Source organism: Streptacidiphilus sp. MAP12-16 (assembly GCF_041262165.1).
In the GTDB taxonomy this organism is placed as follows: domain Bacteria; phylum Actinomycetota; class Actinomycetes; order Streptomycetales; family Streptomycetaceae; genus Streptacidiphilus.
The window spans coordinates 191,757-213,871 of sequence record NZ_JBGCBY010000013.1 but is presented as its reverse complement, the minus strand read 5'-3'; the positions used below and the strand labels follow the sequence as shown (position 1 = coordinate 213,871).

Genomic DNA, 22,115 nt, shown 5'->3' with positions numbered 1-22,115 from the left:
GCGTCAGCCCTTGACGGCGCCGGTGAGCATGCCCTTGGCGAAGTGCTTCTGCATGAAGGGGGTGATCAGTGCGATGGGGACGAGGGTGAGGACCACCACGGCCATCTGCAGTGCGAGCGGCGTCGTGGCCTGGTGGCCTGCCACTCCGTAGCCGGCGTTCACCTGGCCCGGCATGTTCATCCCCAGGTTCACGTACTCGTACAGGACGTACTGGAGCGGCCACTTCTCACTGGCGGTCGGCATGTAGAGCATCACGTTGAAGAAGGAGTTCCAGTAGCCGACCGCGTAGAAGAGGGTGATCACGGCCGTCACGGCTCGCGAGGTCGGCAGGACGACGGACCACAGGATGCGCCACTCGCTGGCGCCGTCCATCCGGGCGGCGTCGATCAGTTCCGACGCGGTACCGGAGTAGAAGGACCGCAGGACCAGGATGTTGAAGACCGACACCGCGCTGGGCAGGATCAGTGCCCAGTACTGGTTGAACCCGCCCAGCCCGTTGACGACCAGGAACGTGGGGATCAACCCGCCACTCAGGAACATGGTGACGACGAGGATCATCAAGAGGAATCGGTGCGCCAGCGAGCGGGCCCGGGAGAGGCCGTAGGCGCACAGGACCGACACCACCATCGAGACCACCGTGCCGACGGTGGTGATCCCCAGGCTGACGAACAGCGCCCGCGCGACCGGCCCACCGCTGAGCATCTGCCGGTAGGAGTTCAGCGTCAGGCCGTCGGGGACCAGCACCAGCCCGCCGGCCCGGTTGATGGAGCCCTGGGTGGAGAAGCTGGTGAGCACCACCGCGTAGACGGGCACGATGATCAGTGCCATGACGACGGTGAGGATGCTGCCCTTGGTCGCCTGCCCCGCCACGCTGGGCTGCTCGTCCCAGATCGGGCGGTTGGGGTCGCGCGGCCGCCGGAGTCCGAGGGCTCGGGAGGGCTTGATCAGCGTGTCGGTCATTTCCGGTACAACCCGTCCTCGCCGAAGGCGTGCGCGAGCTTGTTGGCGCCGAGGATCATCAGTAGCGAGATGACGCTCTTGAAGATGCCGGCCGCAGCTCCGTAGCCGTAGTTGTTGGTTCCGATCCCGTAGTAGAACGCGAAGGTGTCCAGCACGTCGGCGGCGTCGTGGCCGACGGCGTAGCGCTGGATCAGCATCTGCTCGAAGCCGACGTTCAGGGCGTTGCCGACGCGCATCACCAGCATGAACACGATGATCGCGCGCATCCCGGGCAGGGTGATGTGCCACATCCGACGCCATCGACCGGCCCCGTCTGCGGCCGCGGCCTCGTAGAGGTTCTGGTCGATCGCCGCGAGCGCCGCCAGGAAGACGATGATCCCCCAGCCCGCGTCCTTCCAGACCACCTGCGAGGTGACCAGCAGCTTGAAGGTCGCGGGGTTGGTCATCACGCTCCACGTGCCCATGTTGTGGTTGCGCAGGAACTGGTTGAGCAGTCCCGCGCCGCCGAGCATCTGCTGGAACAGAGTGATCACCAGCACCCAGGAGAAGAAGTGCGGCAGGAAGGTGATCGACTGGATGACGTTCCGGATCCGCGGGCTGATGATCGAGTTGACCAGCAGCGCCAGCAGGATCGGAATGGGGAAGAAGAGCACCAACTGGAGGGCGCTGATCGCCAGGGTGTTCTGCAGGGACTCCCAGAACAGCGGGTCGTTGAAGAGCTGCCGGAAGTTGTCCAGGCCGATCCACTGGCTGTGCAGCACGCCGACCAGCGGGTCGTAGAACTCGAAGGCGGTCACGGTGCCGAACATCGGCAGGTAGTTGAACACCAGGAGCAGCACGACGGCCGGAAGGGTCATCAGGATCAGCGACTTGTCCCGGCGGAGCCGGATCCGCCAGTTCAGCTTGCGCGTGCGGACCGCCTGATCCGCCGCCGTGCGTTGCGCGGCCTGCTGATCCCGTTCCGGGAACCCCGCACCGTCTGTGGTCACTGTCGCGGCCACGGTACCTCCTTGTCCTGCTCGTCCTGCCGCGACTACTGACCGGTGCCGGTCTTGTCCAGGATCTCGGTCTGGTGCCACTGCACCAGGGCGTCGCCGCCGCTCTTCTTCCACGCGGTGACCGCGTCCTGGAAGGCCGAGACCGGCTTGATGCCGTGGTAGACGTCCTTGATGGTGTCCTCGACGGCCTGGCCGCCGTTGGCGGTCGCGTAGCGTGCCGGAACGGTGATGTTCATGTTCCAGAACACCGGCTTGTAGGCGTACTTGCCCGCCGCCGCGTTCCAGGCACAGCGGTCCTTGGTGATCTCGTCGAAGCCCGGGTTGGACACCACGTTCGTGGGCGTCGCCAGGAAGGGGAAGGTCTGCTGCTGGACGTCTGCCTGTCCCGCGGTGGTGTAGACGGGACCCGTGGCGCCCATCGAGTAGTCGACGCCCTCGACGCCGAAGTTGATCAGCGTGTACTCGGCCGTGCCGAAGGGCGCAGCCAGGTAGTCCGCTATGGCCAGGCACTCCTTGATCTGACTCGGCGAGAGGTTCTTGTTGAGGTAGCTGAACATGCCGGAGGAGGAGTTGAGGTAGATAGACGGAGTGGCCTTGCCGTCCGCGGAGAACAGCGGGAAGGAGGCGCGCCGGTAGCTCTTGTTGGCGGCGGTTCCGGCCTGCGCGTCGGCGGAGTTCCAGGCGCCCTGTCCGTCACCGTTGATCAGCACCTTGCCGGCGTAGAAGCGGGTCTTGGCGTCGTTGTTGTTGCCCGCCAGCGCGTCCGGGTGCAGATAGCCGGACTTGGCCAGCTTGTACGCCCAGCTGAGCGCCTCCAGGAACTCCGGCTGCTCGTACTTGTGCACCAGCTTGCCGTTGGTGACGGTGAACTTCTGGGAGATCCCGAAGGGCTGCGCCAACCAGGTCCAGACGTCGTCGAAGGCCCAGACGTTGGCCTTGGCGCTGGTGAGCTCGGCGCCCAGGGCGAAGAAGTCGTCGATTGACTTGACGCTGTCCGCCGGGATGCCCTTCGCTTCGAAGACGTCGGCCCGGTAGTAGAACTGCCCCGAGAAGGACTGGCCGCTGAAGAAGGTGGGGATGCCGTAGAGCTTGTTGTCCCAGACCCCGGCCTGCCAGGCGCCGGTGGTGATGGCCGCCAGGTTGGGGTACTGCTTGACCTTGTCGCCGGCCAGATAGGGCGTCAGGTCGGCGAGTTGGGTACCGCAGAGCTCGCCCACGTTGAAGAGATCGTTCCACCAGCCGGGAAGCTGGATCCAGTCCGGGAGCTTCTTGGCGGCGGTCAGGGTGGGGATGGTGTTGTTGTAGGTGACGCCGTTGGCCGGCTGCATGGTCAGCGTGGCGCCGAGTGCCTTGTTCACCGCCTGGTAGAAGGCGTTGTCGGCGGCCGGGATGGTGCCCCACAACGGAGTCACCGCGGTGTAGCTGCCGCCCGAGCCGGGGGTGCCGCTGACCGTCTTGACCAGGTTCGCAGGGTACTTGAGGAAGCCCGGGTCGGTGAGCGCGCCGCCGCCCCCGGTCACCGAGGGGATGTCGGGGGTGACCGCATTGCTCGCCACATACGTCGGCAGCGCGGCGGCGAGGCCCGACTTGGTGTTCGCACCGCTCTTGCCGGCACTCCCGTTGCCGCAGGCGCTCAGCAGCGGCCCCATCGCGGCGACTCCGGCGACGCCGATGGCGGTGCGCAGGACGGATCTGCGGTTCATCTCGATGCTGCTCATGGTCGGTGCGGCCCTTCGTCTTTGAGGTTCCGGTCATCAGCTGCTGCGGTGCGCCGCGCGAGGGGCGGCGCCGGGCGCGGTGGCGTGCGGGGTGGGCGTGCGGGGTGCGTGCGGGGTGCGTACGGCGTGCGTACGGGGTGGCGGTACGTCAGGTTCGCGGCCAAGCGTCGAAGCGCTTCGATATTGCGGCGAGACTAACGACGGGTTACTGATTCGACAAGAGGATGAACAAATATTTCCCGACCGTTCCGAGGCGCCCGGGCCGCACCGGCGCCCGGCCCCAAAGCGCCGTCAACTTCACTACCTGCCAGCTCATATGGCGTGATCGGGTCTGCGCGCGGGAGTCGAGGGAAGGCCGGGACTCCGGTCGCGGGGGAAGGATCTACCTCGTGGTTGACACGCGTCTGCCCGCCATGCCACCTTCGAAGCGTTTCAACATCGCTGCTGCGTCGAGCCTCCAGTGAGCAGCCCGCGCTCCCCCGCTCCGTAGCGGCATGGCCGGCACCGCCCAGCCGCTCCAGCACTTCCAGCCGTCCCAAGGGGTCCACCAGGTGAGTACTGCCTCCGCGTCCGTGAACCAGCGAGACGACCATCAGGCCGCAGAGCCTCGTTCCGCCGACGGGACCTTCCCCTTCCGCGACCCCGAGCTGCCGCTGCCCGAGCGCGTCCGGGATCTGCTGGGCCGGCTCACCCTTGACGAGCGCGTCGCGATGCTGCACCAGTACTCCCCCGCCGTCCCCCGTCTCGGCGTCGCCTCCTTCCGCACCGGCACCGAGGCACTGCACGGCGTCGGCTGGCTCGGCGCCGCCACCGTGTTCCCGCAGGCCGTGGGCCTGGGCGCGACCTGGGACGAGGAACTGCTGCGCGAGGTCGCGGCCGTCGTCGGCACCGAAGTGCGCGCCTTCCACCACCACCGGCCGCCGGTCGTCGGCGAGGGCAGGAACAGCCTGCAGGCCTGGGCCCCCGTGGTGAACCTGCTGCGCGACCCGCGCTGGGGCCGCAACGAGGAGGGCTACGCCGAGGACCCGCTGCTCACCGCGCGGCTCGGCGACGCCTACTGCCGGGGCCTGGCCGGCGACCACCCGGTCTACCTGCGAACTGCACCCATCCTCAAGCACTTCCTCGCGTACAACAACGAGGACGACCGCTGCACCACCTCCTCCGGGCTGCGCCCCCGGGTCCTGCACGAGTACGACCTAGCGGCCTTCCGCACCGCCGTCGCCTCCGGCTCCGCGACCGGCGCCATGCTCGCCTACAACCTGGTCAACGGCCGTCCCTGCCACGTCAGTCCGCTGGTCGAGGCCGAGCTGCGGCGCTGGGCCGCGCCGACCGGGCACGAGCTGTTCGTGGTCAGCGACGCCGAGGCGCCGTCCAACCTGGTCGACCCCGAGCACTACTTCGACGACCACGCCGAATCCCACGCCGCCGCCCTGCGCGCGGGCGTCGACAGCTTCACCGACCACGGCGAGGACACCCGGACCACCTTCGACCGGATCAGCGAGGCCCTGAGCCGCGGCCTCCTCACCGAGGAGGACGTCGACCGGGCCGTCCGCCGACAGTTGTCGATCCGCTTCCGCCTCGGCGAGTTCGACCCCGGCCTCGACCCCTACGCGAGCACCGGCTGGGACGTCGTCGACTCCCCCGCGCACCGCGAACTCGCGCTGCGCGCCGCCACCGAGTCCGTCGTGCTGCTCAGAAACGAGCGCGGGCTGCTGCCCCTGCCCGCCGCCGGGGGTCGCCGCGTCGCCGTCGTCGGACCGCTCGCCGACACCCTCTACGAGGACTGGTACAGCGGCACCATGCCCTACCGGACGACCGTCAGCGCGGGACTCCGCGCCGCCCTGCGCGGGGCGGGCGGCGAGACCGGCGGCGAGGTGGTCAGCACCGAGGGCGTCGACCGCGTCGCCCTCACCGCGGCCTCCACCGGCGGACGGCTCTCCGTGGCCATGGACGACCCCAGCGGTCCGGTGGTCGCCCGGAGGCCCGACGACCGGGGGTGCGACGAGCAGAGGCCCGACGGGGAGGCAGTCGACGACGAGACCACGGCCGGCTTCGACCTCTTCGACTGGGGCAGCGGCGTTCTGACGCTCCGCAACGCCCGCACCGGCCGCTACCTGAGCCTCAGGGACACCGACGCGACCCTCGCCGCCGACCAGGTCCAGCCCAACGGCTGGGACGTCCACGAGACCTTCTGGCTCGAACCAGGGCCCGGCGGAAGCGAGTTGCTGCGCAACATCCACAACGGCCGCTACGCGGTGGTCGACCCGGCCAGCGGCCGGGTCACCGTGACGGCCACCGACCCCGCCGACGCGGAACGCTGGACCCGTACCGTGCTGCGGGACGGCACCGCCGACGCACTCGCCGCTGTGCGCGGGGCCGACACCGCGATCGTCGTCCTCGGCAACAACCCGCTGATCAACGGCAGGGAGACGCAGGACCGCGAGGACACCTCCCTCCCAGCGGCGCAGGAGGCGCTGCTGCGCACCGTCGCGGCCGAGTGCCTCGACACCGTCCTCGTCGTGATGAGCAGTTACCCCTATGCCGTGGACTGGGCCGACGAGCACCTGCCCGCCGTCGTCTGGACCTCCCACGGCGGGCAGGAGACCGGACGGGCCCTGGCCGACGTGCTGCTGGGCGCGGCCGACCCTTCGGGCCGCCTCCCGCAGACCTGGTACCGGGGCGACGACGAGTTGCCCGCGCGGCTCGACTACGACGTCATCAGCGGCGGATGGACCTACCTGTACCACCAGGCGGCGCCGCTCTACCCCTTCGGCCACGGCCTGTCGTACACCCGCTTCACCCACTCCGACCCGCGCCTCTCCGAACCGGACACGGCCCAGGACGGCACCGTGACCGTCACCGTCGAGATCGCCAACAGCGGGCAGCGCCAGGGCCGCGAGACCGTCCAGCTGTACGCCCGCGCGCTGGGCGCGCGCTACCTCGCGCCGCAGCTGACGCTCGTGGACTTCCGCAAACTGACCCTCGCGCCCGGTGAGCAGCGCGTCCTGGAGTTCACCCTCCCTGCCTCCGCCCTGGCCCACTGGGACGTCGCCACCGGCGCGTTCACGGTGGACCCCGGCGCGTACGAGATCCTGGTCGGCCACTCCTCCGCCGAGCTCGGGCAGCCTGCGCGGCTCACCGTGACCGGCCCGGCCCCCGCCCCCCGGGCGATGGTCCAACGACGAGTCCTGGCCGTCGACTTCGACGAGAGCACAGGCGTGACCCTGGTCGACGCTACGCGCACCGAAGGCGACGCGGTGACACCGACGGCCGGCGCCGAGCACGCCGTCCTGGTCTTCCGCTCGGTCGACCTGGGCACGAGTGGACCGCTCGCACTGCGCGCCGAGGTCTCGCGTACCGGACCCGGCAGTGCCGTCCTGGAGCTCCACGCCGGCTCGCCCGCCGAGGGCCGGCTGCTCGCGCGCGTCAACGTCCCCTGCACCGGCGGACGTTACGCCTGGACCTCGGTCGACACTCCGCTGAGCGGCGAAGTGAGCGGCGTACACGACCTGCGCCTGGTGCTGCGCGGAGAGCAGCGCCTCGCCGCGTTCACCCTCATCCCGGCCGAGGACGGGAGCGGATTGTGCTGAGCGCGTCCGGCGAGGAGTCCCTGCTCCACTACGGTGAGGCCGCCGCCTCGTTCCTCCAGGCGCTCCCCCTCGGCAACGGGCGCCTCGGCGCCATGCTGTACGGCCAGCTACGGAGCGAGACAATCGAGTTGAACGAGGACACGCTGTGGTCCGGTGGACCGGGCGACCGCAACGACTACCGGGCGGCCGACCACCTGGACGCCCTGCGGCAGGCGGTGCTGGTCGACCGCGACTACGTGCGCGCCGACCAGCTCGCCGGCTCGATGCAGGGCCCTCCGACCGACGCCTACCAGCCACTGGGCACGCTTCATGTCGACTACCGCGAGAGTGGCGAAGCGACCGGCTACCGGCGCTCGCTCGACCTGCGGACGGCCACCGGCACGGTCCGCTGCACCAGCGGCGGCGTCGACTACACCCGCACCAGCTTCGTCTCCGCGCCCTCCCAGGTCCTGGTGCACCGGATCAGCTGCTCGGCCGCAGGCCGGCTGGGGTTCACCGCTCGCATCTCCTCGCCCCACCCGACCACGCGGGAGCGAGAACTGACGATGGGTCGGGCACCGGCCGGGATCGCCGCCGACGGCGTGGAATACGCCCCGGAGGAGGGAACAGGCTTCGGCATCGGGCTGCGGGTCCTGACCGAGGGCGGAACCGTCACCGCCCACCCCGACGGCGGCATCACGGTCGCGGACGCCGACGCCGCCACGATCCTGGTGGCCACCGGCACCGGCTTCCGGGACTGGCGCACAACGCCGACCGGCGCCGACGCGATGATGAGGGGCCAGCTCTCCGCCACCCTCACCGCTGCCGCCGACCGCCCCTTCGCCGAGCTGCACACCGAGCACGTCCAGGACCACCGCCGCCTGTTCGACCGTGCCGGGCTCCGCCTCGGCGACCCGCCACCGAACGGCGCGCGTCCAAGCGGCGCGCGCCCGACCGACGAGCGCCCGAGCAGCGCGCGCCCGACCGACGAGCGCCTCGCCGCCGTCCGTGCGGGCGGGCACGACCCGGGGCTGGTGGCGCTGTACTTCAACTACGGCCGCTACCTGCTGATCGCCTCCTCCCGACCGGGCACCCAGCCCGCCAATCTGCAGGGCATCTGGAACCGCGAGGTCCGGCCGCCCTGGAACTGCGACTGGACCACCAACATCAACACCCAGATGAACTACTGGCCGGCCGAGTCCACCGGTCTCGCGGAGTGCCATGAGCCACTGTTCGATCTGATCGCCGACCTCGCCGAGGCCGGGCAGCGCACCGCGACCGCGTACTACCGCTGCCGGGGCTGGGCCGCGCACCACAATGTCGACCTGTGGCGCAGCACCAACCCGGTGGACGGCGGGCCGCAGTGGGCGAACTGGCCGATGGCCGGGCCCTGGCTGTGCGCACACCTGTGGCAGCACTACCTCTACAGCGGCGACCACAGCTTCCTGGCCGAGCGCGCCTACCCGGCGATGCGCGGTGCGGCGCTCTTCCTGCTGGACTTCCTCACCGAGGACGGCGACGGCGCTCTCGTCAGCTGCCCGTCCACCTCCCCCGAGCACCGCTTCCACGCCGCGGACGGCTCGCTGGTCGCGGTCTCGGCCGGCACCGCCATGGACTACTGGCTGATCGACGAACTCTTCGCCTCCTGCAGCCGGGCGGCCGCCCTCCTCGGCACGGACGCCGACCTCTCCGCCCGCCTCGACGCCGCCCGGGCGCGCCTGCGCCGTCCGCTCACCGGTCCCGACGGGACCCTCCTCGAATGGTGGGACGACTTCGCCGACGAGGACCCGGGCCACCGGCACCTCTCCCATCTCTACGGCCTGTACCCCGGATCACAGGTCACCGCCGAGGGCACACCGGAGCTCCTCGACGCCGCGCGCCGTGCCCTGCACCTCCGGCTGGAGCACGGTGGCGGGGGCACCGGCTGGAGCCTGGCATGGGTCACAGCACTCGCGGCGCGCCTCGGCGACGGCGAGCTGGCCCATCGCAGCGTCACCGCTCTGCTGGCCGGCTCCACCGCGGACAACCTGCTCGACCTGCACCCCCCGAGGATCTTCCAGATCGACGGCAACCTCGGCGCGACCGCCGCCATCGCCGAACTGCTGCTCCGGAACCAGCCGGACGGTATCCGGCTGCTTCCCGCCCTGCCCCGCGCCTGGGGCACGGGCTCGGTGCACGGGCTACGCGGGCACGGGGGAATCGTCGTCGACCTGGAGTGGATCGACCACCACCTGGAACGCGCGACCCTGCACACGGCCCGGGCAGGGGTGGTCACCGTGACCACCCCTGCCCGGGGCAGCGCTCCGCTGGTGGTCGGCCCCGACGACCGGCCCGTCGCGGCCACCCACGCCATCGACCATGGGGAGGTCTGCCGCAGCAGCTTCCCGGCGCAGGCCAACTCCCGGTACCAGCTCGTTCCGGGCTGACCGGTGCCGGCCAAGCAATCCCCGGGGCGATCAGGGCTCTCCCAGGAGGGACACCTCCTCGGACGTGAGCAGGCGGGAGCGGATCAGGAACCGCATCCCCTCCGGCGCCTCCAGGGAGAACCCGCCGCCCCGCCCGGACACCACGTCCACGGTGAGGTGGGTGTGGCGCCAGCGTTGGAACTGGTCCCTGGACATCCAGAACGTCACCGGCTCGGTGACCCCGTCGACCTCCAGGGCGGCCAGCAGCACGTCGGACGCTCCGGTACGGAACTCGCCCTCGATGTAGCACATGGGCGAGCTGCCGTCGCAGCAACCACCGGACTGATGGAACATCAGCGGACCGTTCGCTGCGTACAGCGTGCGCAGTAGGTCCTCGGCGGCCGGAGTGACGGCGACTCGTGACACCTCGTCGGTTGCCATGGCGGCCGCTCGCTCCTAGTAGAAACCCAGCTTCTTGGCCGAGTAGCTGACCAGCAGGTTCTTGGTCTGCTGGTAGTGGTCGAGCATCATCTTGTGGTTCTCGCGCCCGATGCCGGAGCCCTTGTAGCCGCCGAAGGCAGCGTGCGCCGGGTAGGCGTGGTAGCAGTTGGTCCACACCCGACCGGCCTGGATGGCGCGTCCCGCGCGGTAGGCGGTGGTGGCGTCGCGGGTCCACACGCCCGCGCCGAGGCCGTAGAGGGTGTCGTTGGCGATCCTGATGGCGTCGTCGTAGGTAGCGAAGGGCGCCACCGACACGACCGGGCCGAAGATCTCCTCCTGGAAGATCCGCATCGCGTTGTTGCCCTCGAAGATCGTCGGCTCGACGTAGTAGCCGCCGGCCAGCTCGCCGGACAGCTCGGCCCGCGCCCCGCCGATGAGGATCTTCGCGCCCTCCTGCTGGCCGATGTCCAGGTAGGAGAGGATCTTCTCCAGCTGGTCGTTGGACGCCTGCGCGCCGATCATCGTGCCGGTGTCCAGCGGGTGGCCCTGCACGATCCGCCGGGTGCGGTCCACCGCGGCGTCCAGGAACTCGCTGTAGTGTCCCTCCTGGATCAGCGCCCGGGACGGGCAGGTGCATACCTCGCCCTGGTTGAGGGCGAACATGGTGAAGCCTTCGAGTGCCTTGTCCAGGAAGTCGTCGCGGGCGGCGCTGACGTCGTCGAAGAAGATGTTGGGGCTCTTGCCGCCGAGTTCCAGGGTGACCGGCGTGATGTTCTCGCTGGCGTACTGCATGATCAGCCGCCCGGTGGTGGTCTCACCGGTGAACGCGACCTTGGCGACCCGGGGGCTGGACGCCAGCGGCTTGCCCGCCTCGACGCCGAAGCCGTTGACGATGTTGACGACGCCCGGCGGCAGCAGGTCGGCGATCAGGCTCATGAAGAAGTGGATCGACGCCGGCGTCTGCTCGGCGGGCTTGATGACCACGGCGTTGCCCGCCGCGAGCGCGGGCGCCAGCTTCCAGGTGGCCATCAGGATCGGGAAGTTCCACGGGATGATCTGCGCGACCACGCCCAGCGGCTCGTGGAAGTGGTACGCCACCGTGTCGTCGTCGATCTCGGCGAGCGAGCCCTCCTGCGCGCGGATCGCGCCCGCGAAGTAGCGGAAGTGGTCGATGGCCAGCGGAATGTCGGCGGCCAGGGACTCCCGGATGGGCTTGCCGTTCTCCCAGGTCTCGGCGACCGCGAGGGCCTCCAGGTTGGCCTCCATCCGGTCAGCGATCCGGTTCAGGATGTTGGCGCGGTCGGCGGCCGGGGTGCGACCCCAGGCGGGCGCGGCGGCGTGGGCGGCGTCGAGGGCGCGCTCGACGTCCTCGGCTGTGCCCCGGGCGATCTCGCAGAAGGTTGCTCCGGTCACCGGCGTGGGGTTCTCGAAGTAGCGTCCCTGCGCGGGCGGCACGAACTCGCCGCCGATCCAGTGGTCGTAGCGCGGCAGGTAGCTCATCTTCGCGCCGGACTCCCCCGGCGCTGCGTAGCGGGCCATGGTGGTGACCTCCGTCAGGCTGGCTGCCGCCCGTCGTTGGACGGTCAGACTCTGCTCGGCACGCTAGTTCCGGGGACGTTGCGCGAACGTTGCATCGTGCCGGGCGTGGCCCATCAGGCCGTACTCCGCACGGAGTTGGCGTGCCCTGGCGGCGGCGACGCCGCGGTTCGGGGACTGGCAGGGAGAGATCGCCTCGAGCCGCTCCCACACCTGCAGATCGTTGAACCCGATCCGGTCGGCCCAGCTGCGGACGGTGTCGGTGTCGGCGCAGGCGAGCACGGCGGCGCGAAGCTGCGTGTCCAGCCAGCGCCGCTGCGCGCACACCCCGGGGGCCTCCGAACTCGGCAGCAGTGGACCGGAGTAGGCGGCGACCGCGGCGGCGAGGTCGCGCCGGTGCAGCGCGGCCGCGACGTCGAGGAAGTCCGCACCGACAGCCGAGGTCAACCGGTAGGGCCGGGATCCGAGCAGGTCGCCCACGATCCGACGCAGTCGGGTCAGTTCCACCCGCAGCGTGGTCGGGTTGGCCGCGTCCTCGTAGAGGAGGTCGGCCAACTGTTCTCCGGTCAACCCTTCCTGATGCAGCATCAAAAGGATCAGGATCTCGGCGTGGCGCCGGGTCAGGTGAACGGTCCGGCCGCCCAGCAGCAGTACCCCCTCACTGCGGCCCAGCGTCTCCAGCCTCGCGGCGGTCTCGCACGACCGGGGCAGCCACAGCGCGGCCTCGCAGGCCCGAGCGGCCGCCCGGACCAGAGCCAGACTGTGCGGGTTGGCGACGTTGTCGCCGCCGGTGATGTCGATGACGCCCAGGATCCGGCCGCTGACCGGGTCGTGGATGGGTGCGGCCGCGCAGGTCCAGGCCTGCACAGTCTGCCGGAAGTGCTCGGTCGCGAAGATCTGCACCTCATGGTCGAGGGCGAGGGCGGTGCCAGGGGCGTTGGTGCCGGCGTGCGCCTCGTCCCACAGCGCGCCTTCGACGAAGTTCATCCGGGCCGCGCGAGCGCGGGCGACGCGATGGCCCTCGACCCAGAGCAGGCGGCCGGCGGCGTCCGACACCGCCATCAGATGGTCCCCGTCCTCGGCGGCGGTGCCGACGATCTGACGCAGCACACCGATGACCTGGGCCAGCGGGTGGGACGCGCGGTAGCTGAGGAGGTCGTCGTCCAGCAGCGTCACCGGCGGGTCGGTGCCCTGGTCGACGTGGGCGTCGGACGAGCGGAGCCAGGACTGGGCGACCACCTCGCGCAGCCCGGTGCTCGATCCCGCCAGTTCCCGGGTGGACACGAACGCCGCGTGCGCGTGCGCGATCTGGCGCGCCCGCGCCTGCGGGTCCGTACCGACCTCAGCCAGCCAGCCGTTGCCGCTCATCAGTCCCCACCACCGCCGACAGCACTGGATCGATATCGATACTGTCTCCGCCGCGCACCCGGCGCAACGACCCAGCCAGCATTGGCACAAGACCGGTCGGTCCAGGACCGGGCAATCCATGACGGGGCGATCTCAACTGCTCAGCGCAGCAGGTCCACCAGGAGAACGGCGAGAGCCATGCAGGCGAAGAGGGTGTAGGCGCCGAGCGCGCGGCCACGGTCGCCGGCCCGCACCTGCCGCGAGAGGACCCAGCCGAAGACGGCCAACTCCACGCCGGCTCCGGCGACTCCGACCGGGGGAACGCTCAGTCCGACCAGCACCCCGACGGTGGCAAGCGTGTGGAGCACGCCCAGCAGCGAGACGACCCAGAGGTTTCGCCCTTCGAGCACCCCCAGCCGGGTGAGCTGGTCCAGCCGGACCAGGCCCACCTTGGCCCGGGGCACCGCGACGACAGCCGAGGGCACGACCTCCAGCAGGAGCAGGACGGTCAGGGCGACGGCGAGGACGAACATGGCGGTATCCCTGTCGTGTGAGGTCGGAGCGCGGGTGCCGGGCGGGTCCGGACACTACCCGCTCCACGGCGGCGGGCGAGCCGTAGTTCCAGGAAAACCCGTCCCGGCCCCAACAGCCGTCCCAGCCTTGACAGGTGGTCACGCGGGCACCACTGTACGTCTTCGAGAAAGCGCTCTCAGTCCGACGGCCGCTCCACCCGCCCGTCGCCGAGCGGCCGGCCCGACTCCAGGCTCCACGTCCAGAGAAGGTAGGTCGTAGCTCATGTCTTCGTTCAGGGCCGCAGACAGTGGACGTCACGATGAACTTCCGGAACAGCAGCACCAGTCCGCGAGCGGCGGAGGACTGACCCGCCGCTCGTTCATCGCCACGGCCGCCGCCGCGGCCGTCCTCCCGCTGGCCACCGGCGCCACCGTCGCGTCTGCGAGCGCCCCCGCGGCCTCCCCGGGGACCTCCCCCGGCGCCTCCCTGTCCACGCCGACGCAGCCGGACTTCGGTCCCAACGTCACCGTCTTCGATCCCGGCATGCCCGCGAGCCAGATCCAGGCGGTCCTGGACGCCGCCACCCAGCAGCAGGTCTCCAACGAGTTCGGATCGCAGCGCTACGCCTTCCTGTTCAAGCCCGGCACCTACAACGTCGACGCGCAGCTCGGCTACTACACGTCGGTCGCCGGTCTGGGCCTGTCCCCGGACGACGTCACCATCAACGGGGAGGTACGCGTCGAGGGGCAGCGGCAGCCCGACGGCAGCTACAGCGCGCTCACCAACTTCTGGCGGTCGGCGGAGAACCTGGCGGTGAATCCGACCGATGGCATCAACTGGTGGGCGGTCTCCCAGGCCGCGCCGCTGCGCCGGGTGCACATCCGCGGGCGGCTCTTCCTCTTCCCCCGGCAGGGCGGCTACTCCAGCGGCGGCTTCATCGCCGACTCAGCCGTGGACGGCCAAGTGATCAACGCCTCCCAGCAGCAGTGGCTCACCCGGGACAGCTCTGTCGGCAGCTGGTCCAACGGCGTGTGGAACCAGGTCTTCGCCGGCGTGGTCGGCGCGCCCGCGCAGTGCTTTCCCAACCCGCCGTACACGACGCTGCCGACCAGCCCCAGAAGCAGGGAGAAGCCGTTCCTGTACCTCGACGCGTCCGGCGGCTACCGGGTCTTCCTTCCGGCGCCGCGGCACGACGCCGTCGGGACGACCTGGAGCGGCGGCCCCACGGCGGGCTCCTCGATCCCGATCGAGCGGTTCTTCCTGGCCAGGCCGACCGACTCGGTGCATGCCATCAACGAGGCCCTGGCGCAGGGCAGGCACCTGCTGCTGACGCCGGGTGTCTACCAGCTGAACGGGACCATCAAGGTCAAGCGAGCCGGAACGGTGGTGCTCGGTCTCGGCTTCCCGACGCTGACGCCGCTGGACGGTGTGGTGCCGATGACCGTCGGCGACGTGAAGGGGGTGCGGATCTCGGGCCTGCTGTTCGACGCCGGCCCGGTCAACTCCCGCGTGCTGCTGGAGATCGGCAGCGAGCACGGCGGCTGGACCGACCCCTACGATCCGACCTCCGTCCAGGACGTGTTCTTCCGGATCGGCGGCGCGGGCCCCGGCAAGGCCACCACCAGCCTGATCGTCAACAGCGACAACGTGCTGCTCGACAACGTCTGGGCCTGGCGTGCCGACCACGGCACCGGCGTCGGCTGGACCGTCAACACCGCCGACACCGGCGTCGTCGTGAACGGCGACAACGTGATCGCCACCGGGCTGTTCGTGGAGCACTACCAGAAGTACAACGTGATCTGGAACGGCGAGAAGGGCCGCACGATCATGTTCCAGAACGAGTTGCCCTACGACCCGCCGAACCAGGCGGCCTGGACCCACGACGGCGTCAACGGCTACGCCGCCTACAAGGTGGCCGACACCGTGAAGCACCACGAGGGTTGGGGCCTGGGCAGCTACTGCTTCTTCAACGTGGACCCGACGATCCACGCCGCCCGCAGCTTCGAGGCCCCGGTCACCCCCGGCGTGAAGTTCCACGACCTGCTGACGGTCTCCCTCGGCGGCGTCGGGGTGATCGACCACGTGGTCAACGACTACGGCGCGGCGGCGCAGGGCACCGCCACCGTCCCGGTCGACGTGGTCAGCTACCCCGCGAGCTGACCCTGCACCGTCGGCCGCCTCCCCCCGGGAGGCGGCCGATGCCGGGCCAGGCCGGTCACCTGCCGGAATGCGATGGCAGCGGCCTACCGTCCGCTGGCATGCTGGCCAGGTGGAGAGATCGGAGATCTGGATCAGCTTTTCCCCCGAGCTGCACGTGTTCGTCGCGGCGGCGCAGCGGGCCGGACGGTCGGCGGTGGGCACCGACGGCGTCTCGACGCTCGGCCACGTCGTGGAGTCCCTGGGGGTCCCGCTCACCGAGGTCGGGACCCTTCTCGTGGAGGGACGGCAGGTGCGCGCCTCGCACATCCCCAGGCACGGGGAGGAGGTCTCGGTCCGCGAGGTGACGAGGCCGCAGCGGCTCCCGGGACCCGCCCGGTTCCTGCTCGACGTCCACCTCGGAAAGCTGGCGAGGCGGCTGCGGCTGCTGGGCGTTGACGCCGCCTACGAGAACCTGGACATCGGCGACCCGGCCCTGGCCGCGCGCTCGGCCGCCGAGCAGCGGGTGATGCTCTCGCGCGACCGGGGGCTGCTGCGGCGCCGGGAGATCTGGGCGGGCGCGTACATCTACAGCCACCACCCCGCCGACCAGCTCAGGGACGTGCTGGCCCGGTTCGCACCGCCGCTGGCCCCCTGGACCAGGTGCACGGCCTGCAACGGAACGCTCCGCGACGCGGCTAAGGCGTCGGTGCACGAGCAGTTGGAGCACGGTACCGAGCGCTCGTACGACGCGTTCGCGCAGTGCGCCGACTGCGGGCAGGTCTACTGGCGAGGCGCCCATCACGCCGATCTGAACGCGATCGTGGAGGAGGCGCTGCGCGAGTTCGGCCAGCGGTCCGCATCCCGCCCCTGACGCGGCACCTCCGACGCGGCACCTCTGACGCAGCACCTCGCGCGGGAGGTCTATGCAAGCCCCCTTCGTCTCTGGTGATATGTGCATGCCAATACCGGGGACGCCGCTGAGGGGCCACGCGAATGCATCCGATCGACACGTCGATGAGCCGGCGCACGTTCGCGCGTTCCGCGCTCGTGGCAGCCATGGCAGGATCCGGACTCACCGTGGCGGCACGGCCCGCGCGGGCGACCGACGCACCGGCCGGCTCGGACTGGCTGGGCGCGATCGGCTCCCAGGCCTACCTCTCGCAGCTCACCGTTCCGGGAACGCACGACACCTGTTCGCTCTACGGTGGCGCGTTGACGCAGACACAGACGCTGTCGATCCCCGACCAGTTGGCGTCCGGCGTCCGCTTCCTCGACATCCGGTGCCGGGCGATCAGCGGGGTCTTCGCGATCCACCACGGTCCGGTCTTCCAGCACATCTTCTTCGGCGACGTGCTCAACCTCTGCCAGGCGTTCCTGGCGCAGCACCCGCAGGAGACGATCATGATGCGGGTCCAGCAGGAGTACTCGACCCTCGCCGACGCGGACTTCGGCGCGATCTTCGCGGGCTACCGTTCGAGGTGGCCGGGACTGCTGTGGGCCGAGGACCGGATCCCCCAACTCGGCGAGGTGCGCGGACAGGTGGTGGTACTCGCGAACAACTCGGGCCTGCCGGGCATCCCGTGGAACAGCTCGCTCACCAATATCGAGGACGACTACCAGATCGGCACGATCTTCGAGCTCTACTCCCGGAAGTGGCCCGAGGTGTCCGCACACCTGGACGCGGCGCGGGCCTCGTCCAACCCGCAGCAGCTTTTCATCACGTTCACTTCCAGCTCCGGCTGGGGCCTCTGGCCGCAGTCGGCCGCCGACGCCATCGCGCCCGAACTGAGCGGCTACGTCTCGGCGCTGAACGCTGCCGGGCGGCCGGTGCTCGGCACCGTACCGATGGACTTCGTCACCACCGACAGCGTGCGCCCGCTGTACTCGTTGAACTTCGGCGTCTGACGCCGAAGGTTACGACCCAGGTCGTCAGCCACGCAGCCAGTGCCGGCGCCCCAGGCTGATGAGCCGCAGCTGGCGGCGCGCGGTAGCGGCGATGCGCGCTTCGGCGGCCGCGTCGCCCTCCGCCTCCAGCAGGGCGGCGGCGGTGGTGACCGCGTGGTCCACGTAGAGGTCGGCCAGCATCCTCACGTCCGCCGGGTCCCAGCCCTCGGACTCCGGCTGCGCGGCCAGGTCACCGGCCAGGTCGTCGGCGAACTGCCGGAAGCGGGCGTCGATCGCGTCGCGCACCGGCTGCACGCCGCCATGGCGCTCCCGCGCCAGGAAACGGAAGTGCGCGCGGTGCCGGCGTACGTACTCGGCGATCAGGTCGACGGTGCGGTCGATCACCTCGTCCGTGGCGGCCCGTTCGGAGCGGATGGCCCTGACCATCACGCGCAGACTGCCGAAGGATTCGTCCACCAGGGCCACGCCCAGCTCGGGCAGGTCGCGGAAGTGCCGGTAGAAGGCGCTGGGCGTGAGGCCCACCTCCCGGGTGACCTCGCGCAGGCCGACGCTGCTCAGGCTCTGGTGTTCGAGCAGGCGCAACCCGGCGTCCAGGAGGGACTGCCGGGTCTGCTGCTTCTGGGCCTGCCGGACCCCGAGAGTGTGGCTCACCTCATACAGTAAACAACTGTTCTCCCGGCATGGCGACATGGGGGCCGGGGTAATCTGAAACCAGTCAGTGAACAGCTGTACTCTCAACTGCCGCGAACGGAAGCGCCATGGCACTCCTCGTCGGACTCCTCGCCCTCAGCTCCCTGCTCTGGGGCGCCTCTTCCTATCTGAGCCACTCCTCCCTGGCCATCGCCGGCGCCGTCGCCGGCTGCTGGCTGCTCGCCTTCGCCATCCGCGAGCGGGTCGCCCGGGCCCGCCGTCGCACCGCCCAGGAGGGCTGACCCATGGCCACCTCCCAGCTCACCGCGAACGGCCACGGCTCGGACGAGCGGACCCGCAGCAAGGGGGAGGGCGACGAGACCGCGGTCGCGTCGTTCGTCCTCGGGCTGCTGGGACTGTTCATCTTCAACATCGTCCTCGGCCCGTTGGCACTCGTCCTCGCCGTCGTCTCGCTGGTACGGGGTACCGAGCGCCGGGGACGCGCGCTGCTCGGCCTCGCCCTGGGCGTCGCCGACCTGGTGGTGCTCGGCACCCTGATCGCCACCCACACGGGCGGCTTCACCCTGCACCTCGGCATCTGACCGCCCAGAATGGACGGGAGCGGAGCACCGCTCCCGCCGCGTTCCGAGGAGGGGCACGATGCCCGCGAGTGTCGACCTGCTCACCGACGCCTTCGGCCGAGTCCGCGAAACCGTCCACCAGGTACTCAGAGGGCTCAGCCTGGACGATCTCGCGTTCCGGCTGGACCGCGACGCCAACTCGATCGGCTGGCTGGTCTGGCATCTGTCCCGGATCCAGGACGACCACGTAGCCGATGCCGCAGGCATGGAGCAGGTCTGGACCGCGCAGGGCTGGTTCGAGCAGTTCGCGCTGCCCTTCCCCGCCGGGGCGACCGGCTACGGGCACAAGGGGGACGAAGTCGCCGCGCTGCGCGGAGTGCCCGCGCGGTCGCTCGCGACGTACTACGACGCCGTGCACGAGCAGACGATCGCCTATCTCGGCGGCCTTCAAGACGCTGACCTGGACCGGGTCGTGGACACCCGTTGGCAGCCACCGGTGACGCTCGGGGTGCGGCTCGTCAGCGTGATCTCGGACGATCTGCAGCACGCCGGCCAGGCCTCGCTCGTTCGCGGCGTCCTCCGACGCCGCGCCCGCCCCGCGTAGGCGTCCCTTCCGGTCAGAGTGCGCGAAAGCGGCTCACGGCGCGATCCGTTCCATGGGTCGGCCCTGCTGGTACATCTGAGGGGGTTTCACCCCGGCGTTCTGGCCACCGTCGATGGGGAGCACCGCGCCGGTGATGAACGACGCCTGGTCGGAGCAGAGCCACAGCACGGCTGCGGCCACCTCATCGGCGCGCCCGACCCTCCGCATCGGCGTCGACGCGGCAGCCATCGACTGCGCCCGCTCGCCCGCGGCTTCGAGGTGGTGGGTGAGGATCGGGCCCGGAGCCACGACGTTGACCCGGATGCCCTGGTCGGCGTAGTCGAGGGCGGCGACCTGGGTCAGCGAGATGATCCCGGCCTTGCCCGCGGTGTACCCGGCGAGGTTGGCGACGCCGTGCAGACCGGCGACCGAGGCCATGTTCACGATCGCACCGCCGCCCGAGCCACCCAGCATCGCGGCGATCTGGTACTTCATGCCAAGGAACGTGCCGCGAATGTTGGTGCGGATCGCTCGGTCGAAGTCCTCCGGTTCGATGTCGGCCAGCGGAGCCGGGCGCGGACCGTCGGTGGCGTTGTTGAACGCGGCGTCGAGCCGGCCGTAGCTGTCCAGGGCCGCGCCGACCAGCCTCTCGACCGACGCCGCGTCGCCCACATCGGTAGGTACGGCGATCGCGCGTCCCCCGTCGGCGCGGATCTCGGCGGCCACGGAGTCGAGGGCCTGGCTGTCTCGAGCGGCCAGCACCACGGCGGCGCCGGCCCGGGCGAAGGCCTTGGCCGTCACTGCGCCGATCCCCCGGCTGGCGCCGGCGACCAGGGCGACCTTTCCCGCGTATGTGCCTGCGTCGAACATGATCAGACCTCCCGGTAGATGACCGTGCCTCTCTCCTCAGTAGATTAGGCATCTAACAATTCTATGTCAAACGATTTGATGGCTATCGATCGTGCTAGCATCAGGGCATGCCGCGACCCACCCGCCCGCCGATCGGCCTGCACCTCACCCGCGCCGCCAGAGGTGTGAGCCGCGCCTTCGACGACGCCCTGGCGGAGGTCGGCGGGTCGATGCCGGCCTGGCTGATCCTGATCTCGCTGAAGACGCGCAGTCTCGGCAACCAGCGGGAACTCGCCGAGGCGGTGGGGATCCGGGGGGCGACGCTGACCCACCACCTCAATGCCATGGAGGACGACGGACTCGTCGCACGCCGGCGCGATCCGGAGAACCGCCGGATCCAGCGCGTGGAGCTCACCGAGGCCGGCGAGGCCGCGTTCCACCGCATGCGGGAAGCCGCCACGGCCTTCGACGAGCGCCTGCGGCGCGGCCTGTCCGAGGCGGAGCTCGCTACCTTCGAGACCTTGCTCGACCGGCTGCACGACAACGTCTCCGGCTGACCCGGCCGCGGAGTTGACGTCGCGGACGCCCCCCACTGCGGGCCGCCGGAGCGTCGCTCACTCGGAGAGCGGTGAGGTGAACGGCCTCGGACGGGCGGCCCGGGGGGTTAGGGCCTGGGGAGCGACTGAGCTCGGGCGCCCAGCCCTGTCCCTGCCCAGGTCGTTAGCCGGCGCGGTCCTGCAGGTCGGCCAGGGCGACGGCCCAGCGGATGTACTTGTTACGGCCGAGGTCGCCGACGGTCTTGATGTTTCAGCGCGGCGAGGGCTGGTGCATGGGCATCGGTGAGGCCCTGGATCGCGGCTACGGGCGCGGAGACCACCTCGGGGATCGGGAGGTTCTCGTACTGCTTGTCCAAAAGCTTGTCGAGGTTGACGGTGACCGACATGAGCTGCCTCCGGCGTGCGGGAAACGGGCGGACCGGCCCGGCCGCAGCGGGCGGGCGCCGGGCTCCGCTCCCCCAGCCTCGCTCTTCGGACCATGCTCTGCGCTCGGTGGTGGCCCATTCGGACCACCCCTCTGCCCCGACTGTTCGGGGTCGGCTCAGGGGGTCGCGGATGCCGAGGTCGAGGGGGCCGAGGAGGTCGAGGAGGCCAAAGACGTCGAGGACGCCGCCGACGCCGTCGCTGAAGCGGTGGCCGACGGGGACGTGGAGGCGGCGGGGGACGACGTCGCCGAGGTGGAGGCCGACGTCGACGCCGGGCCGGTGGAGGCGACCGGGGAAGCGGACGACGAGTTGGTCGGGGCGGTCGGACCGGCGGACGTCGGCGCTGCGCTCGGCGGGACCGGGCTGCTCGGAGTGTTCCCGGGAGCCGACGGGTGCGCACTCCCGCCGGGGGTCGCCACCCTGTTCGGTGCGGTTGCCGGGGCGGCGACGGAGGGGGCCGAAGCGGTGAAGGCACTGGCGGCGGTACCGGCCAGGGGCACGACGGCCGTCGCCACGAGCCCCCCGCCCGGTATCGCGGTGGTGGCGCCGCCCGACGCGAGCTGCGCACCCGTGGCAGGGGCGAACGCGGCGGGGCTGAGCGAAAGCGGCGAGGTCGCCGCGACGAGCGCGGACCTCGGCTGCGCCACCGGGGACCCGCTCATCGCCCCCGGAGCGGGCTGCGCGGGCGTGTCGCCGAGCGGTCGAGCGGCGGCGGAGGCCGACTGCTTCGCAGGGGACTGCCCGTAGGCCGCGAGGCTCACCACCGCACCGGCACCGAGCGCGACGAGCACGGCACCCGCGAGTGTTCGGCTCCCACCGACCGTGCGCCGGGGCGCGGCATGCCGCCGGCGCACGTCCTCCGTCCGACGACGTTCTGCACCACCACGTTCTGCCCCACCACGTTCTGCCACGCCACGCACCGTTCGGCTGCTCCGGGACGTACCTGCGGGTGCGGCCAC

Annotated in this window: 20 protein-coding genes; 10 read left to right on the top strand and 10 right to left on the bottom strand. The window is 70.7% G+C overall.

The genetic code is table 11. The features are described 5' to 3' along the window. Nucleotides 1-3: 3 nt before the first annotated feature. The 3 genes from ABIA33_RS19615 to ABIA33_RS19605 are packed head-to-tail and all read right to left on the bottom strand — an operon-like array spanning nucleotide 4 to nucleotide 3,676. Nucleotides 4-960 carry a carbohydrate ABC transporter permease gene (locus ABIA33_RS19615; protein WP_370083302.1) on the bottom strand — a complete coding sequence of 319 codons (957 nt, stop codon included), beginning with the start codon at nucleotides 958-960 and terminating at the stop codon, nucleotides 4-6. Then, nucleotides 957-1,961, bottom strand: a complete 1,005-nt coding sequence (locus ABIA33_RS19610; protein WP_370083300.1) for an ABC transporter permease — start codon at nucleotides 1,959-1,961, stop codon at nucleotides 957-959. Before ABIA33_RS19610 ends, ABIA33_RS19615 begins: the two co-directional genes overlap by 4 nt. Before the next feature lie 32 nt (nucleotides 1,962-1,993). Beyond that, nucleotides 1,994-3,676: an ABC transporter substrate-binding protein gene (locus tag ABIA33_RS19605; protein ID WP_370083298.1), complete on the bottom strand. Its 1,683-nt coding sequence runs from the start codon at nucleotides 3,674-3,676 to the stop codon at nucleotides 1,994-1,996. Between the two features lie 551 nt (nucleotides 3,677-4,227). Here ABIA33_RS19605 and ABIA33_RS19600 point away from each other — a divergent pair. Further along, nucleotides 4,228-7,266: a glycoside hydrolase family 3 C-terminal domain-containing protein gene (locus tag ABIA33_RS19600; RefSeq protein ID WP_370083296.1), complete on the top strand. Its 3,039-nt coding sequence runs from the start codon at nucleotides 4,228-4,230 to the stop codon at nucleotides 7,264-7,266. Continuing rightward, the gene (locus ABIA33_RS19595; protein ID WP_370083294.1) at nucleotides 7,260-9,671 is read left to right on the top strand and encodes a glycoside hydrolase N-terminal domain-containing protein; all 2,412 of its coding nucleotides are present in this window, start codon (nucleotides 7,260-7,262) and stop codon (nucleotides 9,669-9,671) included. Before ABIA33_RS19600 ends, ABIA33_RS19595 begins: the two co-directional genes overlap by 7 nt. A 30-nt stretch (nucleotides 9,672-9,701) precedes the next feature. Here the strand turns inward: ABIA33_RS19595 and ABIA33_RS19590 are convergent, their stop codons facing one another. From ABIA33_RS19590 to ABIA33_RS19575, 4 genes are all read right to left on the bottom strand, one after another. Then, a complete protein-coding gene (locus tag ABIA33_RS19590) occupies nucleotides 9,702-10,091 on the bottom strand; it encodes a DUF779 domain-containing protein (protein WP_370083292.1) in 390 nt (129 codons plus the stop codon). A 15-nt stretch (nucleotides 10,092-10,106) separates the two neighbouring features. Then, nucleotides 10,107-11,630 (bottom strand): aldehyde dehydrogenase, encoded by a 1,524-nt coding sequence (adh, locus tag ABIA33_RS19585; protein ID WP_370083290.1) that lies wholly within the window; start codon nucleotides 11,628-11,630, stop codon nucleotides 10,107-10,109. Nucleotides 11,631-11,693: 63 nt separating this feature from the next. Next, the gene (locus ABIA33_RS19580) at nucleotides 11,694-12,995 is read right to left on the bottom strand and encodes a GAF domain-containing protein (RefSeq protein WP_370083288.1); all 1,302 of its coding nucleotides are present in this window, start codon (nucleotides 12,993-12,995) and stop codon (nucleotides 11,694-11,696) included. A gap of 140 nt (nucleotides 12,996-13,135) precedes the next feature. Further along, nucleotides 13,136-13,507 carry a hypothetical protein gene (locus tag ABIA33_RS19575; protein ID WP_370083286.1) on the bottom strand — a complete coding sequence of 124 codons (372 nt, stop codon included), beginning with the start codon at nucleotides 13,505-13,507 and terminating at the stop codon, nucleotides 13,136-13,138. Nucleotides 13,508-13,769: 262 nt separating this feature from the next. Here ABIA33_RS19575 and ABIA33_RS19570 point away from each other — a divergent pair, with 262 nt between their 5' ends. The 3 genes from ABIA33_RS19570 (at nucleotide 13,770) to ABIA33_RS19560 (ending at nucleotide 17,531) form a co-directional block, all read left to right on the top strand. Then, nucleotides 13,770-15,647: a coagulation factor 5/8 type domain-containing protein gene (locus tag ABIA33_RS19570; protein ID WP_370083284.1), complete on the top strand. Its 1,878-nt coding sequence runs from the start codon at nucleotides 13,770-13,772 to the stop codon at nucleotides 15,645-15,647. 109 nt (nucleotides 15,648-15,756) lie between these two features. Beyond that, nucleotides 15,757-16,497, top strand: coding sequence for a Mut7-C RNAse domain-containing protein (locus ABIA33_RS19565; protein WP_370083282.1), 741 nt, complete (start codon nucleotides 15,757-15,759; stop codon nucleotides 16,495-16,497). A gap of 185 nt (nucleotides 16,498-16,682) precedes the next feature. Then, nucleotides 16,683-17,531 carry a phosphatidylinositol-specific phospholipase C gene (locus ABIA33_RS19560; protein WP_370083280.1) on the top strand — a complete coding sequence of 283 codons (849 nt, stop codon included), beginning with the start codon at nucleotides 16,683-16,685 and terminating at the stop codon, nucleotides 17,529-17,531. A 24-nt stretch (nucleotides 17,532-17,555) separates the two neighbouring features. On the opposite strand, the gene ABIA33_RS19555 is transcribed toward ABIA33_RS19560, so the two are convergent. Further along, nucleotides 17,556-18,182, bottom strand: coding sequence for a TetR family transcriptional regulator (locus tag ABIA33_RS19555; protein ID WP_370083278.1), 627 nt, complete (start codon nucleotides 18,180-18,182; stop codon nucleotides 17,556-17,558). Nucleotides 18,183-18,289: 107 nt separating this feature from the next. Between ABIA33_RS19555 and ABIA33_RS19550 the strand changes: the two genes are divergently transcribed. Genes ABIA33_RS19550 through ABIA33_RS19540 form a run of 3 tightly spaced genes read left to right on the top strand, consistent with a single transcriptional unit; the run spans nucleotide 18,290 to nucleotide 19,346 of the window. Continuing rightward, entirely contained in the window at nucleotides 18,290-18,463 is a 174-nt protein-coding gene (locus tag ABIA33_RS19550) for a hypothetical protein (RefSeq protein WP_370083276.1), read from the top strand. A 3-nt stretch (nucleotides 18,464-18,466) separates the two neighbouring features. Then, nucleotides 18,467-18,763, top strand: coding sequence for a DUF4190 domain-containing protein (locus tag ABIA33_RS19545; protein WP_370083274.1), 297 nt, complete (start codon nucleotides 18,467-18,469; stop codon nucleotides 18,761-18,763). A gap of 58 nt (nucleotides 18,764-18,821) precedes the next feature. Then, complete coding sequence (locus ABIA33_RS19540) at nucleotides 18,822-19,346, top strand: DUF664 domain-containing protein (RefSeq protein WP_370083272.1); 525 nt, start codon at nucleotides 18,822-18,824, stop codon at nucleotides 19,344-19,346. Nucleotides 19,347-19,379: 33 nt separating this feature from the next. Here ABIA33_RS19540 and ABIA33_RS19535 read toward each other — a convergent pair whose 3' ends face one another. Continuing rightward, entirely contained in the window at nucleotides 19,380-20,195 is an 816-nt protein-coding gene (locus tag ABIA33_RS19535) for an SDR family NAD(P)-dependent oxidoreductase (protein ID WP_370083270.1), read from the bottom strand. 107 nt (nucleotides 20,196-20,302) lie between these two features. On the opposite strand from ABIA33_RS19535, the gene ABIA33_RS19530 reads away from it, so the two are divergent. After that, nucleotides 20,303-20,731 carry a MarR family winged helix-turn-helix transcriptional regulator gene (locus ABIA33_RS19530; protein ID WP_370083268.1) on the top strand — a complete coding sequence of 143 codons (429 nt, stop codon included), beginning with the start codon at nucleotides 20,303-20,305 and terminating at the stop codon, nucleotides 20,729-20,731. 218 nt (nucleotides 20,732-20,949) lie between these two features. On the opposite strand, the gene ABIA33_RS19525 is transcribed toward ABIA33_RS19530, so the two are convergent. After that, nucleotides 20,950-21,117: a hypothetical protein gene (locus ABIA33_RS19525; RefSeq protein ID WP_370083266.1), complete on the bottom strand. Its 168-nt coding sequence runs from the start codon at nucleotides 21,115-21,117 to the stop codon at nucleotides 20,950-20,952. Nucleotides 21,118-21,363: 246 nt separating this feature from the next. On the opposite strand from ABIA33_RS19525, the gene ABIA33_RS19520 reads away from it, so the two are divergent. Beyond that, nucleotides 21,364-21,903: a hypothetical protein gene (locus tag ABIA33_RS19520; RefSeq protein WP_370083264.1), complete on the top strand. Its 540-nt coding sequence runs from the start codon at nucleotides 21,364-21,366 to the stop codon at nucleotides 21,901-21,903. Nucleotides 21,904-22,115 lie beyond the last annotated feature (212 nt).